The organism is Pedobacter sp. G11 (genome assembly GCF_003860265.1).
GTDB classification, from domain to species: Bacteria; Bacteroidota; Bacteroidia; order Sphingobacteriales; family Sphingobacteriaceae; genus Pedobacter; species Pedobacter agri.
In genome coordinates this window covers 2,727,429-2,743,945 of record NZ_CP034190.1, presented here as the reverse complement: position 1 = coordinate 2,743,945, position 16,517 = coordinate 2,727,429, and the positions used below count along the sequence as shown (strand labels likewise).

Annotated in this window: 9 protein-coding genes; 7 read left to right on the top strand and 2 right to left on the bottom strand. The window is 39.3% G+C overall.

Annotated elements, in window-relative coordinates; all coding sequences use genetic code 11:
- On the bottom strand, positions 1 to 6,708 hold a 6,708-nt coding region (locus tag EA772_RS22065; protein WP_168187530.1), incomplete at its 3' end, for an Ig-like domain-containing protein.
- Between the two features lie 441 nt (positions 6,709 to 7,149).
- Between EA772_RS22065 and EA772_RS11885 the strand changes: the two genes are divergently transcribed.
- Positions 7,150 to 7,359: a hypothetical protein gene (locus EA772_RS11885; protein ID WP_124913455.1), complete on the top strand. Its 210-nt coding sequence runs from the start codon at positions 7,150 to 7,152 to the stop codon at positions 7,357 to 7,359.
- Between the two features lie 531 nt (positions 7,360 to 7,890).
- A complete protein-coding gene (locus EA772_RS11880) occupies positions 7,891 to 9,339 on the top strand; it encodes a sensor histidine kinase (protein WP_124913454.1) in 1,449 nt (482 codons plus the stop codon).
- Here EA772_RS11880 and EA772_RS11875 read toward each other — a convergent pair.
- Positions 9,302 to 9,949, bottom strand: coding sequence for a response regulator (locus tag EA772_RS11875; RefSeq protein ID WP_168187529.1), 648 nt, complete (start codon positions 9,947 to 9,949; stop codon positions 9,302 to 9,304). The two genes, EA772_RS11880 and EA772_RS11875, sit on opposite strands and share 38 nt — an antisense overlap.
- A gap of 433 nt (positions 9,950 to 10,382) precedes the next feature.
- Between EA772_RS11875 and purH the strand changes: the two genes are divergently transcribed.
- The 5 genes from purH to mrdA all read left to right on the top strand — a co-directional run bounded on the left by purH (position 10,383) and on the right by mrdA (position 16,517).
- Positions 10,383 to 11,909 carry a bifunctional phosphoribosylaminoimidazolecarboxamide formyltransferase/IMP cyclohydrolase gene (gene purH, locus EA772_RS11870; protein ID WP_124913452.1) on the top strand — a complete coding sequence of 509 codons (1,527 nt, stop codon included), beginning with the start codon at positions 10,383 to 10,385 and terminating at the stop codon, positions 11,907 to 11,909.
- 158 nt (positions 11,910 to 12,067) lie between these two features.
- A complete protein-coding gene (locus EA772_RS11865; protein WP_010601761.1) occupies positions 12,068 to 13,090 on the top strand; it encodes a rod shape-determining protein in 1,023 nt (340 codons plus the stop codon).
- Between the two features lie 73 nt (positions 13,091 to 13,163).
- Positions 13,164 to 14,003, top strand: coding sequence for a rod shape-determining protein MreC (gene mreC, locus EA772_RS11860; RefSeq protein WP_124913451.1), 840 nt, complete (start codon positions 13,164 to 13,166; stop codon positions 14,001 to 14,003).
- Positions 13,996 to 14,511 (top strand): hypothetical protein, encoded by a 516-nt coding sequence (locus EA772_RS11855; protein ID WP_010601763.1) that lies wholly within the window; start codon positions 13,996 to 13,998, stop codon positions 14,509 to 14,511. Before mreC ends, EA772_RS11855 begins: the two co-directional genes overlap by 8 nt.
- Positions 14,511 to 16,517 (top strand): penicillin-binding protein 2, encoded by a 2,007-nt coding sequence (gene mrdA, locus EA772_RS11850; RefSeq protein WP_124913450.1) that lies wholly within the window; start codon positions 14,511 to 14,513, stop codon positions 16,515 to 16,517. Before EA772_RS11855 ends, mrdA begins: the two co-directional genes overlap by 1 nt.

The following is a 16,517-nucleotide window of genomic DNA, read 5'->3' as shown; positions in this document are numbered from 1 at the left end:
ACTTGGCGTGGCTTTGTTTACTGTTTTGGTGATTGCTAAATCCGAAACAGCAGCCGGGTTTGGTGTTTCTGTATCGGTGTTATTGCCCGGTGTTGGATCTGTTTCGTTTCCACTGATTGTTACCGTGTTGGCATAAACGCCTGTTGCTTTGACTTTAGCCACTACCGTTAAAGTTGCACTTGCGCCGTTGGCCAGGTTGCCGATCGACCAGTTCGGTGCAGTCCAGCTGCCTGTACTTGGTGTAACGCTTACCACTTCGTATCCCGTTGGGATGTTTTCCGTTACGCTTACTCCTGTTGCCGCACTTGGTCCGTTGTTGGTCGCCGTGATCGTAAAGGTCACATTGCTGCCCACCGTTGGTGTGGCATTGTTTACTGTTTTGGTGATCGAAAGGTCGCTTACCGCTGATGGTGTCGGCTCTTCCGTATCGGTATTGTTGCCCGGCGTAGGATCCGTTTCGTTTCCGCTGATTGTTACCGTGTTGGCATATACACCTGTTGCTTTCACTTTAGCCACAACCGTTAAGGTTACGCTTGCGCCGTTGGCCAGGTTGCCGATCGACCAGTTTGGTGCAGTCCAGCTGCCGGTGCTTGGTGTAACGCTTACCACTTCATATCCCGTTGGGATGTTCTCTGTTACGCTTACCCCTGTTGCATTGCTCGGTCCGTTATTGGTAGCGGTGATCGTAAAGGTCACATTGCTGCCCACCGTTGGTGTGGCATTGTTTACTGTTTTGGTGATCGAAAGGTCACTTACCGCTGATGGTGTAGGTTCCTTCGTATCAGTGTTGTTGCCAGGCGTTGGATCTGTTTCGTTTCCACTGATTGTTACCGTGTTGGCATAAACGCCTATTGCTTTTACTTTAGCCACTACCGTTAAAGTAGCGCTTGCGCCGTTGGCCAGGTTGCCAATCGACCAGTTTGGTGCAGTCCAGCTTCCTGTACTTGGCGTAACGCTTACCACTTCGTATCCCGTTGGGATGTTCTCTGTTACGCTTACACCCGTTGCCGCACTCGGACCGTTGTTGGTCGCCGTGATCGTAAAGGTCACATTGCTGCCCACCGTTGGTGTGGCATTGTTTACTGTTTTGGTAATTGCTAAATCCGAAACAGCAGCCGGGTTTGGTGTTTCCGTATCGGTGTTGTTACCCGGAGTTGGATCCGTTTCGTTTCCGCTGATTGTTACCGTGTTGGCATAAACACCTGTTGCTTTCACTTTAGCTACTACTGTTAAAGTAGCGCTTGCGCCGTTGGCCAGGTTGCCTATCGACCAATTTGGTGCAGTCCAGCTTCCTGTACTTGGTGTAACGCTTACCACTTCGTATCCCGTTGGGATATTCTCTGTTACGCTTACCCCTGTTGCCGCACTTGGACCGTTGTTGGTCGCCGTGATCGTAAAGGTCACGTTGCTACCCACCGTTGGTGTGGCGTTGTTTACTGTTTTGGTAATTGAAAGGTCGCTTACCGCTGATGGTGTAGGTTCCTTCGTATCAGTGTTGTTGCCAGGCGTTGGATCTGTTTCGTTTCCACTGATTGTTACCGTGTTGGCATAAACGCCTATTGCTTTTACTTTAGCCACTACCGTTAAAGTAGCGCTTGCGCCGTTGGCCAGGTTGCCAATCGACCAGTTTGGTGCAGTCCAGCTTCCTGTACTTGGCGTAACGCTTACCACTTCGTATCCCGTTGGGATGTTCTCTGTTACGCTTACACCCGTTGCCGCACTCGGACCGTTGTTGGTCGCCGTGATCGTAAAGGTCACATTGCTGCCCACCGTTGGTGTGGCATTGTTTACTGTTTTGGTAATTGCTAAATCCGAAACAGCAGCCGGGTTTGGTGTTTCCGTATCGGTGTTGTTACCCGGAGTTGGATCCGTTTCGTTTCCGCTGATTGTTACCGTGTTGGCATAAACACCTGTTGCTTTCACTTTAGCTACTACTGTTAAAGTAGCGCTTGCGCCGTTGGCCAGGTTGCCTATCGACCAATTTGGTGCAGTCCAGCTTCCTGTACTTGGTGTAACGCTTACCACTTCGTATCCCGTTGGGATATTCTCTGTTACGCTTACCCCTGTTGCCGCACTTGGTCCGTTGTTAGTAGCGGTGATCGTAAAGGTCACATTGCTACCTACCGTTGGTGTGGCGTTGTTTACTGTTTTGGTGATTGAAAGGTCTGTAGCCGGCGCAACATTTATTGTCACTGTTGCTACATCACACGCTTGTGGAATTCCATTATCACAAACCGTGTAAGTGAAAGTGTCTGTTCCGGTAAAAGTTGGATTAGGGGTATAAGTAAAACTTCCATCAGCATTCACTATTACTGTACCGTTTGATGGAGAGGTATTACTTGTTACGGTTAACGTATGACCCTGCAAATCAATATCATTCGTCAGCACATTTCCTGAAACAGGTGTATTTCCAGTTGTATTATAAGTATCATCAACAGCTGTTGTACTATTTATCGGAGTGATTGTACAATCCGGACAAGATGGGTTTATAGGACAAGAGGCGCAAGGCGTTGGATCGCTTGACGTATCAGTTACTACAGTTCCATCAGGATCAGTTCCTTTAACCGTTGCCAAATTGTAGACAAAGCCGGCTGCAATATCTGCTGCCGTAATCGTGTGTATTGCAGTGAATGTTGTGCTATTTGATGCGCCAACTGGTAACACAGCAAGTGGTCCACCTGTTACCGTTGCATTATTATCTTCGATAGTTACATTTGTAAGTGGTGTATTTCCAGTATTGGTAACTACGAAATTATATTTAATCTGGTCACCAACATTTGTTACACCGTTTCCATCGGTATCATGATATGCTCCATCTTTTGTTACGGAAATACCAGGTATCGGGCAGGTGCCGATTCCTTGCACCAATAGTCCTTCGAAACCTGGCGTAGAGAATATCTGTACCACAAGTTCATTTGCTCCTAAAACAAAATCGCTCGTAATTAAAGTAGACCTTTGATGACCATTTAGATATCCCTGAGCATCATTAGAGCTTATATTTTTATCAACACCGTTAACATATACACGAACAATGTTATTATCTACATAGTAGTCTAATCTAAGTTTTAATGAACTAACAATAGCAGGATCAGTGATGTTAAATTTATATTTATAAAAATAGGTATTCGGCATGGTGTTATCAGCACCTGTAACCAATCCCTGACTTTGATTATCCTGACCATTTTGTGTAGCAGAAATCCACTCTGCATTACCAAAAGGACTGGAAGCCCACACAAACGGAGGATTGTTAATAACCTTTCCTACTACAACTGCTGGGGCAAAATGAGCATTCGATATCGTACTATAATTGTAAGCGCTCGTTGTAGGAGATGCTGTTCCTCCTGCAATAGGAAATACAGTCCAATTATTATCTAAGCTTCTAACTGGTAATTTATCTGTAGCGGTTGCATTTGATCCACTACTCATTAAAGAAACATTATCACATATGATTTTTATTGGAGTGTTTCCACAAACGATGGGAACAATTTCGGCAACTCTTTTATTAGCATCGGCAACTACCATCCTAAGGTATCTTGCATTTACCGGACTTGTAAATATTACGTTATTGAAAATTCCTTTATCGGCTAGATTGGTCGTTGAATAGTTCGGGAAACTTCCTGTTGCTACAGTAACGAACGTTGCATTATCAGTACTAGCTTGAATAGTATAACCTAAAACCTTACTACCGGTTGAACTTGGGTAATACGTCAATCCATTCATGATACGAGATTGACCGTAGTCAATGGTGATTGACTGTCCGGCAGCAGTAGTTTGCCAATAATTGGCAGCAATAACATTGTTATCAGCAACAAAAGCTTGCTGACCATTTCCTCCACTTTGTGTTACGACAAATGTTCCGTTATTTAAAAGTGAAGATTCACCTGAACACGCTAATATAACTTGAACCGTTACAGTTGCATCATCACAATTGCCTGAGTTGGCCACCTCGCATATCGTATAAGAAATCGTGTAGTTACCTGGAGGCGTATTGGCCGCTATTGTTACCGCTCCTGTTGCTGAGTTTATAGATAAATTAGCTGTTGGTGAATACGTTAGCAAAACCTGACCAGGTACTAACGCAACATTATTAAGCTTATCATTATCAAATACATTGCCGATCGTAGTCGCTGTAGCTGATGCATTTATTGGCCCATAAGTATCATCATTTGCCAAAATTGGAAGTATACAGTTAGTTACAGAAACAGCTACAGGCTTAATATTAGTACAAGAACCCGAAACCGCTTTAATATAATATGTACCTGATGTTGCCACAGCAGATGGATTAGCCAAAGGAATAGTTCCCGCAGCATCCGTGAAATATGTGAATGTTAAACCTGCATCACTTCCCGCTGTTACAGCCGGATCAGTAAGATTTACAGCGCCTGGAGCACATACTGTTGCAGGATTGGTTATTACCAAATTTACTATAGTCGGCGCAGGGTTTAAAGTTACCGAGGGCGAAGCTGGAGAACTGCAACCAAGCTCATTTACCAATGTGAAACTGTGGTTTCCAACAGCTAAACTTGTTAAAGTTGTAGTTGTACCAGAACCTGTAATTTCGGAATTATTGAAACTGTCTAAAATTTTCCAATTTCCAGCAGGAAGGCTATTTATTGTTACACTGTTACCATTCGTACAAGTGGATTGGACAACTGTTGCAATTACTGGCGCAATTAGATTGTTAACGACAACTATTTGTTGATTAAAGGTTCTACCACATGCATCAATAGCTTGCATTTGGTACGTAGTGCCCACTGTTAATCCGGTAAAAGTACCACTTGCTTGGCTTGGGCGAACAATGGTTGTACCACTAGCATCATATAACGCATAAGTATATGGTGCTTGTCCGCCCGTTGCAACTCCATTTGCTGTACCGTTACATGATGCTAAACTTGCAAACGACAATGCTGTCATCGGTTTAACAACAATGGTTTCTTCGTAAATGTAATTTGTACCAGCAAGTCTTGGAATCCCATTAATGCCACCTATACCAGGGTAATCAATTTTATTAATATTTACGCCACCAAACCTAACTTTGTAGGTTCCTGGCTCGACATTTAAAAATTTTACTGATGTGTTATTACTATTCCTAGTTTGCATCAGCGTTTCCGTACCATTTGCGTTAATTTTATACAACGATCTGGTATCTCTATCTTGAGGAGAAATAATATGTGTTAAATCTACATTCCCATTGGTATAATTACAATAACTAATGCTATAACTGGTGGTGCTATTTCTTATACAAGAGGCACCCTGAATTGTTGCTGTAAAAATATTTGTTCTATTGCAGGCGTCAGCATACGTAATAGTATAGGTTCCTGGCGCAAACTGTTTGGCACGTTCAATATTATTATCAGACAACGGACTTCCCACAACAATATTAGTTCCTAATTGAAACACGCCATCAGTTGTTGGTGTATTATAAGTGTAAACCTGAGGATAAGTTAATGGAGCAGTAACTGTAGTTTCGCCTAAAGTTGAAGTCCAGGTTGATGGTCCACTAGTGATGGTAAAACTTAAAGGGAACGATCTCGCAAGGTTGCTAGGCAAAGTTACGTTTAACTGACCTGCATCATCTACAAATGGAGAGTAAGCCGCTGGGCCAGCACACACCGTATGACTAGCAACTGCTACAGCTGGAGGCGGCACCATGAGAGGCTCAACAACAGTTAATCCGCAGGCATCCTTATACGTAATCGTGTATTGTACACCGTATTTTAAGCCTGAATAAATTTGTATTGCGTCTTGCCAAACGTAGCCTGGCGGATAGCTAAATGTGAGTGGGTTGCCATTAATATCAAGCGCCGTAGCAGAGGGATTATTGGTCTCAATGATAGAAATCGAAACATTTTCAGTACCGTATGATAAAGTTCTGATAATATTGTATCCGCTAATACAAGTATTTACTGTAGACTGAACATTTCCAGAAGCATTATTATTAGGTGCTACCTGAAAGCTTGGAGGATAAGCAATAGTTTTTGTTTGAATTGGTCTACTACATTGGTTACTTGCTAAACGAGCAGTAACAGCATTTCCTAAAAAAAATGAAACAGGTACTTCAACAATTATCTCACCAATATAAGTAGGTGTATTAGGCACTCTTGGTATTGTATAGGTATTGCTTACAGGCGTATAGGTTTGATTTGTACTATTAGTAAATGTAACGCTAAGTGTTTGGCCAGTTTCATATCTATTAAAAGGAACTTTAACAACAAATGTATCACCACAAACACCCCCAGGCGATGTTTTTCTTCTAATAATTAAAGGCTGCTGCAAAGTAAATTCGGGGTTTGCAGGCTGTCCCAAAGTTATTGCTTTGTCAGCACTGGTGTTTCCACAAGCATCGATAATATCTACAACATAATTTCCAGCAGGCAAATTTACCAAATCATAGCTGGTATTATTTCCAATCGGAAAAGGTGCTGGATAATTAGGGTGTAAACCCCCTCCTACCCCAGTAAGTATTCTAACCGAGTAAGGCCGGTTGGCATTTGGTTCTGCCGAAATAGTGCTTTTAATTCCGGTAATTTTAATAAAACCATCATTACCACCATTGCAGGTAGGATTCCAAGCTTCTGTTTGAAAACCGTCATCTGGCCGTGCCGCACTGTTAGTACATTGCGCATAACCCTGATAATTTACAAGCAGGAAGAGTGTGCATAAAATGCTCCAGCCAGTAAGGTTTTTAAAAGGAATTTTCTTTATCATTTTTATTTATTTTTATAGAAAAAATTTGAATGCCAATAGTTGGCGTTTGGTTCAAAGCATAAGCAAATGCCATTACATTACGTACACTAAGCATTTGGATAGTCTGTTGAAAAAATTTATTGTTTAACTTTCGCTATATCATTATCGAATTCGAACCATATTTATTAAGCGAGTATTCCCCTGCCAGAAGCTTACATAAGCAAAAGGGTGAATAATTATGATGAAACTATGTTGAAAGACAGCCGCTATATCACTTACAAAAGATGAAAAGCGACCAACATTGATGTTTCTAATAGCATAACGCTTTAGAAAATCTGAAATAGTAAATAACATAGTTAGAAGAAAGCGTAATTGTGTTTTCATATGTTTAGATGTTTTAATAAATACTGGTAATGAATTGTAAAAAACAGGATTACATATTACTTGCAAATTTCTTGTTAAATGATTCAGCAAATAATACCCAAAAAACCAAATCAATACCCCAAATTAGGGGTAGTACAATTCGAATTATTTGAGCAAAAAGGATTACATGGATATTTTAACGAATGGCAGAAAAAACCAAATGATAAATTAGAATTGCATGAAACGCTTTGCTTTAAAGCGAATTACAGGTCTATTATTAAAAAATTAATGCGAGTTGTTAAGCAATAAGAAATTTTGCAGAGCGAGGGAATAAATTCCAAAAGGAGTTTTAAAGATTCTAATTACCCCAAAAAAAGGGTATTGTCACTACCCAATTATAGGTTTATTAATAAATAGACAAAAAGCATAATTTTTGATTATTGCTGACACTTTGCAGCAACTCTTCTGCGGAGAATAAAGATTGCTTGAATTAAATCGCAAAAAAAACTAAAAATCGCAGAGCAATCGCTCCTCAGATTGGAGGTCATCAGCTTGTAGGAAAAATATCAATCTAAAAAATCAGGAAAAACTTTCCCCGTTTTTCCCCGCTATCTTATAAAATTAAATCTTCCCTATTCATTTAAAAACCTATTTTTTCCCCATTTCAAGGAAATAATCCAATACTATGATTAATAAGATCACTAACTCATACTGAAAGACTTAAGTCTAACATCAAATAAAATCATATCAAATCGCAAGCGATAACTGTTTATGAAAGACGTTATCAGGAACTATTTTTGCTAGAATAGTCTGGAATACACCAACTATTTTTGCCGCACTTTGCTTTACAATTTTGATATTGATGATCTAATTCCCCTTTTCGCAATCGGCGCAATCCTCATCATTGCCATTTACCATACTATTCTTTACGCCTTCAGCAAACTAAAGCTAGTCGGTGGTTATACCATCTACTTATGGCTAGGTCTCGCGTATCTGGTGTTGGCAACAACTATGGTTCCTTCTAAAACCTTTAAAGTACCGAGCTTGCAATACCTCATCAGCTCAGGGGTGTTTTGGTTATCTTTACTTGCCTACCTTAACTTTCTGGTATTGGTTATTGGTATCCCAAAAAATAAGGAAACCAGGATATATGTAATGGCCAAAAGAACCTATTTAATTACGCCAGTTTATTTCGCTTTACGTTTTCCTTATTTCTTTTTCCCTATTGAATATGTTCAAATGGCTAAAACTGTTGGACTACTCATGGATGGCTATTTCTTTTTTATATTTGGTTACCTCATCTATCAGCTTTTCATTAATAAAGAACGTGATGTAAAAAACTATGTTTTTATCGGAAGTATCCTTATAGTTGGCTTTAATATTTTCACATCGTTAAGCTATTACACCCAGGGTTACATTTTTGGGCTTAGCCATGTTTCATTTATTGCCTTAGGTTTTTTTAGCGACATTATATTTTTCTCACTGGCAGTTGGCTGGCAAATTAGGGAGAGTATTAAGGAAAGATACCGTGCCCAGGCAGAAGTCAGTCAGAAAGAATTTGCGATTGAAAGCGAAAAGAAAAAAGCTTCGGATATCCTCCTGATGCAAGACCATCAGCTAGAAAATGAAAAGGCACAGGCCATTATACAACAACGGGCGGCAATCGGCCGTAAATTACACGATGACCTGGGTGGAAACCTAGTGGCTTTACGTTACTATATTGAGGATAAACTCAAAAAAGCTTCATCTGAAAATGAATTCAAAAACCTCCTCGAAATTGATCAGGAAATTCAAAGTATATATAAAGAGACCAGGGATTATAGCCACCTCCTATCCGGCATTAGAACAGAAAAGGAAGAGAACTACTATAATATCGACCTCTACCTCGAAACCATGAAGCAAAGGTTTAGCAATTTTAATTTTTTTGCAATCGAAACTATTTATAATAAAGATGAAGTGAATCGATATCTAAGTCCAAAGGTTTCTGAGCAGATTTATTACTTGCTTAAAGAAAGCTTATCTAACGTAATTAAACATGCAAAGGCGAGCCATGTTTCGATCAGTATCATATTCATGCCCGATCATTTCAGTGTTGAGATTAAAGACAACGGAAAAGGTATGACCAACAATGAAATTAATGGACTTGGATTACAAAACTTAAGGACAGGACTACATCTTATTAACGGCCAGCTTATGATTATGAGTAATCCTGCCGGAACCATTGTAAACGCTACTGTGCCGCTAATGCCTTTTAATGAATCTGATTTGGAAAAAACAGCCCTTGTTTAATAGCTTTCAAAATTAAATCTGGTGTTCTGTTCACCTGCATCTTACGCATAAGTTGTTTCATATAACTTTGGATGGTATTGATGCTTAAATCTAGCTTATCTGCAATTTCTTTAACAGTTTCTCCCTGGCAAACATGACTTAGAAGCTCTTTTTCTCTGGGCGAAAGATGTACTTTTCCTTTCTCAAAAAGTTGAAATTCGACTAAAATATTTTTGAGGCTTTCGCCGACATAGATGGCATTTTCATCCTTTGATATCGTATTAATGGCATCAATCAGCTCAGCTACTGAAGCATCTTTGCACAAATAAGCATTAGCACCTTCATCAAAAGAATTTTTAATCAAATTAACATCTTTAACTGTCGAAAGAACAATGATTTTTAAGTTTGATTTGCTTTTCGTCTTCCTGCATGCTTTGATGATGTCAATACCTGTAATATCTGGCATTAACATATCGGTGATAAGAATATCAGGAGGAAAAATATCAAGATGTGCAAAAAGCTTTTCGGGTTCACTATATAAATTAACGGACTTGATAAAATCAAATTCCGAAAGCGATAGTTTTAATAATTCTGAGAGAATCTTGTGATCGTCAATAATAGAGATATTCATGACCAATCCCATAAACAAAAACAAAGCCAAGCCTCAGGTAACGCCAATGCAGCTTAATTAATCAGTATAGGTTTAAGAAAAGCAACTAATGCGCAATTAATTCCCCAAAATGAGGAATCAATAAATCACTATCACAATTCACAACTATAAATTAGAGATCTTAAGTTTCTTCGTTATAAGAAATGAGCATTACTTATTACCTGCCGCATAATGATGTTGGGCAATCGTATCCGGTTTAAAAAAGAACAAATTCCATTTGTGCTAAAGGTTAGTTACTGGTTCGCCATCCTTTAAAAAACTACCTATCTCAGCATAAAAACTCACCTGATAAATCACACAAGCAGCTTAAAATAACTTAATCCATTTTTTACGCTTAGCATAACAAAAAAACAATCCTGTTTTATTACCTTTGCGGCTCAAAATTTACGGTAAAATGAGTCAACCCATTAAAATCAAAAACGCTTTAATTTCAGTATATTATAAAGATGGTTTAGCGCCATTGGTAAAATTATTAGCCGCTCAGGGCGTACAGTTATTTTCAACTGGAGGTACTGAACAGTTTATTAAAGACTTAAATTTACCAGTTACGGCTGTTGAAGATTTAACGGGATACCCTTCAATTTTAGGTGGACGCGTAAAAACCTTGCACCCAAAAGTTTTTGGCGGCATTTTAAATCGCAGAGGTTTAACAGGTGATCAGGAGCAAATTGCAACCTATGAAATTCCTGAAATTGACTTGGTAATTGTTGATTTATATCCTTTCGAAGAAACCGTTAAAGCTGGTGGTACGGCTGAAGAAATTATTGAGAAAATTGATATCGGTGGAATTTCATTAATTCGTGCTGCTGCGAAAAACTTTAATGATGTTGTTATTATTGCATCTAAAAATGACTACCCTACCCTGCAAGCTCAATTAGAAGCTCAAAACGGAGAAACAACATTAGCACAGCGTAAAGCATTTGCGAAAACTGCTTTCCATACTTCTTCTCATTACGATACTGCAATTTTTAACTATTTCAACCAGGAAGAGCCAATTGAAGTATTCAAGCAAAGTGTAACTGACGCTAAGACATTGCGCTACGGCGAAAACCCTCATCAGGGGGCGGTATTCTATGGCGATTTAGATGCCATGTTCACAAAATTAAACGGAAAAGAACTTTCATACAATAACCTGGTTGACGTTGATGCTGCTGTGGCATTAATTGACGAATTTCAAGATCCGACTTTTGCGATCTTAAAACATACAAATGCTTGTGGTATTGCTTCACGCCCAACTGTAAAACAGGCCTGGATTGATGCTTTGGCGTGTGATCCGGTTTCAGCTTTTGGTGGTGTATTAATTACCAATGTTGAGGTTGATTTAGCAACTGCTGAAGAAATTAACAATTTGTTTTTTGAAGTTTTAATTGCGCCATCTTATCAACCTGAAGCGGTAGAATTATTCAGCAAAAAGAAAAATCGCGTAATTTTGCAGCGAAACAATGTTGATTTAAGCAAAAAACAATTTAAAACTTTACTAAACGGTGTAATTGAACAGGATAAAGATTTAGTTATTGAAGGTCCTGAACAAATGACTACCGTTACAGATAAAACACCAACTGCGCAGGAATTGAAAGACTTGCATTTTGCAAATAAAATTGTAAAACATACTAAATCGAATACAATTGTTTTGGTAAAGGATGATGTACTTATTGCCAGTGGTGTTGGTCAAACCTCGAGGGTTGATGCACTTCGACAAGCGATTGAAAAAGCGGCATCTTTTGGTTTCAGCGTTGAAGGCGCTGCAATGGCATCTGATGCTTTTTTCCCTTTCCCTGACTGTGTGGAAATTGCTGCTGATGCTGGCATTACCGCTGTTTTGCAGCCAGGCGGTTCAATCAAAGATGCAGATTCTGTAGCAAAAGCAAATGAAAAAGGAATTGCAATGGTAACTACCGGCGTAAGGCACTTTAAGCACTAGTTTAGTTGTTTGCTTGATTGGTTTTTTAGGATCTTCACCCAAAACTAGAAAGCCAAAAATCGCACCAACCAAAAAACTAACTGACTAAACAATAAAAAACCTATTTTTACATTAGGAATAGTATAGATTTAACAAATTAAAGAAAATATAACTCATACATGGGATTATTCAATTGGTTTACGCAGGAAGTTGCCATCGATTTAGGCACTGCGAATACCCTGATTATACATAATGACAAAGTAGTTGTAGATGAACCATCTATTGTTGCTTTTGATCGTACTACAAATAAAGTTATCGCTATAGGTCGTCAGGCGATGCAAATGGAGGGTAAAACCCACGATAATATTAAAACAGTTCGCCCTTTAAAAGACGGAGTAATTGCCGATTTCAACGCCGCAGAGGCGATGATAAAAGGCATGATCCGCATGTTAAACGGTGGTAAAGGTTGGATGTTCCCATCGTTACGTATGGTAATTTGCATTCCTTCAGGTATTACTGAAGTAGAAAAACGTGCCGTACGCGATTCAGCTGAAATTGCCGGAGCAAAAGAAGTTTACCTCATCCATGAGCCTATGGCTGCTGCTGTAGGTATTGGAATCGATGTGGAAGAACCGATGGGTAACATGATTATCGATATCGGTGGTGGTACGACAGAAATTGCCGTTATTGCCTTATCTGGTATCGTTTGCGATCAATCTATCCGCGTTGCGGGAGATAACTTCGACTCTGATATCGTAAATTATATCCGCCGCCAGCATAACATTATGATTGGCGACCGTACAGCTGAGAAAATTAAAATTGAAGTAGGTGCTGCTTTACCTGAATTACAGGATGCGCCTGCTGATTTTGCAGTTCAAGGTCGTGATTTGATGACTGGCGTTCCGAAACAAATCACCGTTTCATACACAGAAATCGCACACTGTTTAGATAAATCGATCTCTAAAATTGAAGAAGCGATTTTAAAAGCTTTGGAGATTACTCCACCTGAACTTTCTGCAGATATTTACCAAACCGGTATTTATTTAACAGGCGGTGGTGCATTATTAAGAGGCCTGGATAAACGGGTTGCTGCGAAAACCAAATTACCTGTTCACGTGGCTGAAGATCCGCTTCGTGCAGTCGTTCGCGGAACGGGTATCGCCCTTAAAAATATTGGTGGCTATAAATTTTTAATGCAATAATCAAGTTTTACGTTGTAAGTTTTACGTTTTACGTTTTTGACTTACAACGTATTACCTATAACTTAGAACTTAAATGCGTAACCTTTGGATTTTCATCAGCAGATACAACGCATTTTTCCTGTTTATTATCTTTTTTATCATTGGAATATATCTTACGGTAAAAAATAATGCTTATCAGCGCAGTGTTACCTTAAATTCGTCTAATGAAATTGTGGGTACGGCTTATGAGCGACTGAATGTTTTCAAAAGGTATCTAAACCTGGGGATGGTAAATGATAGTTTGGCGGCAGAAAATGCCAGACTCAAAACCAGCCTCCTAAGTTTGACAACCGTTGATACCTCAAAAGATGTTAAAGTAATTGATACCCTAACTAACCAGCAGTACACTTATCTTGCGGCAAAGGTTGTTAAAAATTCGATCACACTCCGCAATAATGTTATGACGATTAACAAAGGGAGTTTAGACGGAATTAAAGCAGGGATGGCAGTCATTGCTCCTCAACGCGGTATTGTTGGCCTCGTTCGCGACGTTTCCGAACATTTGGCAACCATACAATCGCTTTTGCATAAAGACACCCGCATCAGTGTTTCATTGAAAAAGAATAATGCATTGGGCTCCTTGGTTTGGGGCGATGGAAATTTTGATATCAGGAAAGCTTTGATTAAAGAAGTACCCAATCACATTAAAATGAATGTGGGTGATTCGATTGTAACATCAGGATTTGGTTCATTTCCTGCTGGCATTTTGGTTGGTAGAATCATCAAACCCAAAGTTGCCACTAACGATAATTTCCTATCCGGAGAATTAAATTTATTTACCGATTTTAGCACGTTGCAATATGTTTATGTGGTAAAAGATAAGAGGGCTGAAGAACAAAAGGCTTTAGAAAGTTTGATTAAACCAAATGAATAGCAGAATAATAATTGTCAATATTATCAGGTGGGTTTTGCTGCTTTTTGTTCAGGTGTTCCTGCTCAAAAATATGGGCTTTTATGATCTATCTACGCCGTTTATTTACGTTCTTTTCTTGTTATTGCTTCCTTTTGGAATTCCAAACATCTTATTATATGCATTAGCTTTTGCAACCGGGTTAACACTGGATGCATTTTATGATACCATGGGTGTTCATGCAACAGCTTGCATAGTGCTCTCCTTTGTTCGAATTTCTTTTATTTCCATAAGTTTAAACCGAGACGCAATTGATGACCCGGAACCTTCGTTAAGTTATATGGGTTTCCAATGGTTTTCATTATATGCGTTTCTTTGTGTTATCGCTCACCACCTGGTGCTGTTCTTTTTAGAAACATTTAAGGTAACTGAAATTGGTTATACCTTAATGAGATGCGGCTTAAGTTGTATCTTTACACTGCTTATTATTTTATTGGTAGAGTTTATATTCTATAAAAGAACGTCCCGCTAATGGATCAATTATTTAACCGAAAATATATCGTTCAAGGATTATTTATTGTAATCGCCCTGATTTTACTCGGAAAGCTATTTTATATCCAAATTGCGAGTGATAAATACTTCCTTTCCGCAGAAAGTAACGTTCTGCGTAAAATTTATAAATACCCGGCTCGTGGCGCTATTCTCGACCGAAATGGAAAGGTTATCGTACAAAACGAACCTGTTTATGATTTAATGGTTACTCCCAACGAGGTTAAAGCATTTGACACCTTAGGTCTTGCCCAGGCATTGGAAATTTCCATTCAGGATGTGCGTAAGAATCTAAGAAAGGCCAGAGGAAAATCGACTTATCAATCAACCCCGTTTTTAAAACAGATTTCGGTACAAAGTTATGCCAGATTACAGGAAATATTATACCGTTTCCCGGGATTTAGAACACAGGACAGAACCATCAGGCATTATCCTGATAGTGTTGGCGGTGCGCTTTTCGGCTATGTTAAAGAGGTTGACAGTGCGGATATTGCCAAATCAGAGGGGTTTTACCGGCCAGGCGATTACAAGGGAAAAAGTGGCTTGGAATATTCTTATGAGCAAACTTTAAGGGGAGAAAAAGGCGTAATTAACACTGTTTACGATGCTCATAATACACCTCAAGGCAGTTATGCTGATGGAAAATATGATGTAAACGCGGTATCTGGCGAAAGATTGATTTCAGGCATCGACATGAGGATTCAAAAGCTTGGCGAGGAACTCATGAGAAATAAAGTTGGTGCTATCGTGGCTATTGAACCTGCAACGGGCGAAATACTTTCATTTATTAGCAGCCCAGGTTACGACCCCAATCTTCTGGTAGGAAGAGATCAGGGAAACAATTATATGAAATTTATTGTGGGTAACCCGTATCGCCCCTCATTGGTTCGCCCAATTATGGGTTATTACCCCCCGGGTTCTTCTTTTAAACCCGTTGATGCATTAGTTGGTCTTCAGGAAGGAGTAATCGATCCTAACACCACTTTCTTCTGTCCACATTATTATCAGGCCGGAAACAGAAAAATAAAGTGCGAACACTTTGATGGTTCTATTTCTTTGCGGAGAGGCATCGCCCGATCATGCAATACCTATTTTTGTTATGTTTTTCAGAAACTGATTACCAAAAATGGAATGAAAAATCAGCGTAAAACTTATCAGGAGTGGCGAGACAAAATTGCAAAATTTGGGTTTGGCGAAAAACTGGATATTGATATGCCCTATGAGAGAAAAGGGTATTTTTATGCGGCAGATCACTACGATAAAATTTACGGTAAACGTTGGGGATATACCAATGTAATTTCGCAAGCTATTGGTCAGGGAGAGATTACGGCTACGCCATTGCAAATGGCAAATGCCATGGCCGTTATTGCAAACCGTGGGTATTATATCAAGCCTCATTTAATCAGAGCCATGGGCGATAAGATTAAAAAGGAATATGTAGATAAAAATTATGTTGGCGTTGATGCCAAACACTTTGAGCCCGTTATTGACGGCATGCAGGATGCTGTAAATACGAATTTTGGAACCGCTATCCTCTCACGGATTCCTGATGTGTTACTTTGTGGTAAAACAGGTACAGTACAAAATCCGCATGGTAAAAATCACTCGGTTTTTATCGGCTTCGCCCCTCGCGATAATCCAAAAATTGCTATAGCAGTAATTGTAGAAAATGCTGGTTACGGAAGTACTTATGCCGCACCGATTGCCAGTTACATGATTGAAAAATATTTAAAAGGTACGGTAACCGGTTCGAGAGCAGCACAGGTAGAATGGATGAAAAACCAAAATCTTTTGCCTGTTTTGAAAGATAAAACCAAGCCGGTAAAAGTGATTACCAAGGCAGATAGTTTATTAATCAAAAAAGCCGATTCTACGAAAAAAGTTAAAGATAGCATTCAAATCAGAGCAGCAACAATTAAACAAAGCGTTGCAATAAAACCGAAACAAACCAAAACAGTAATTACCGAAAAGCCTGCGAGCGAAAAATAA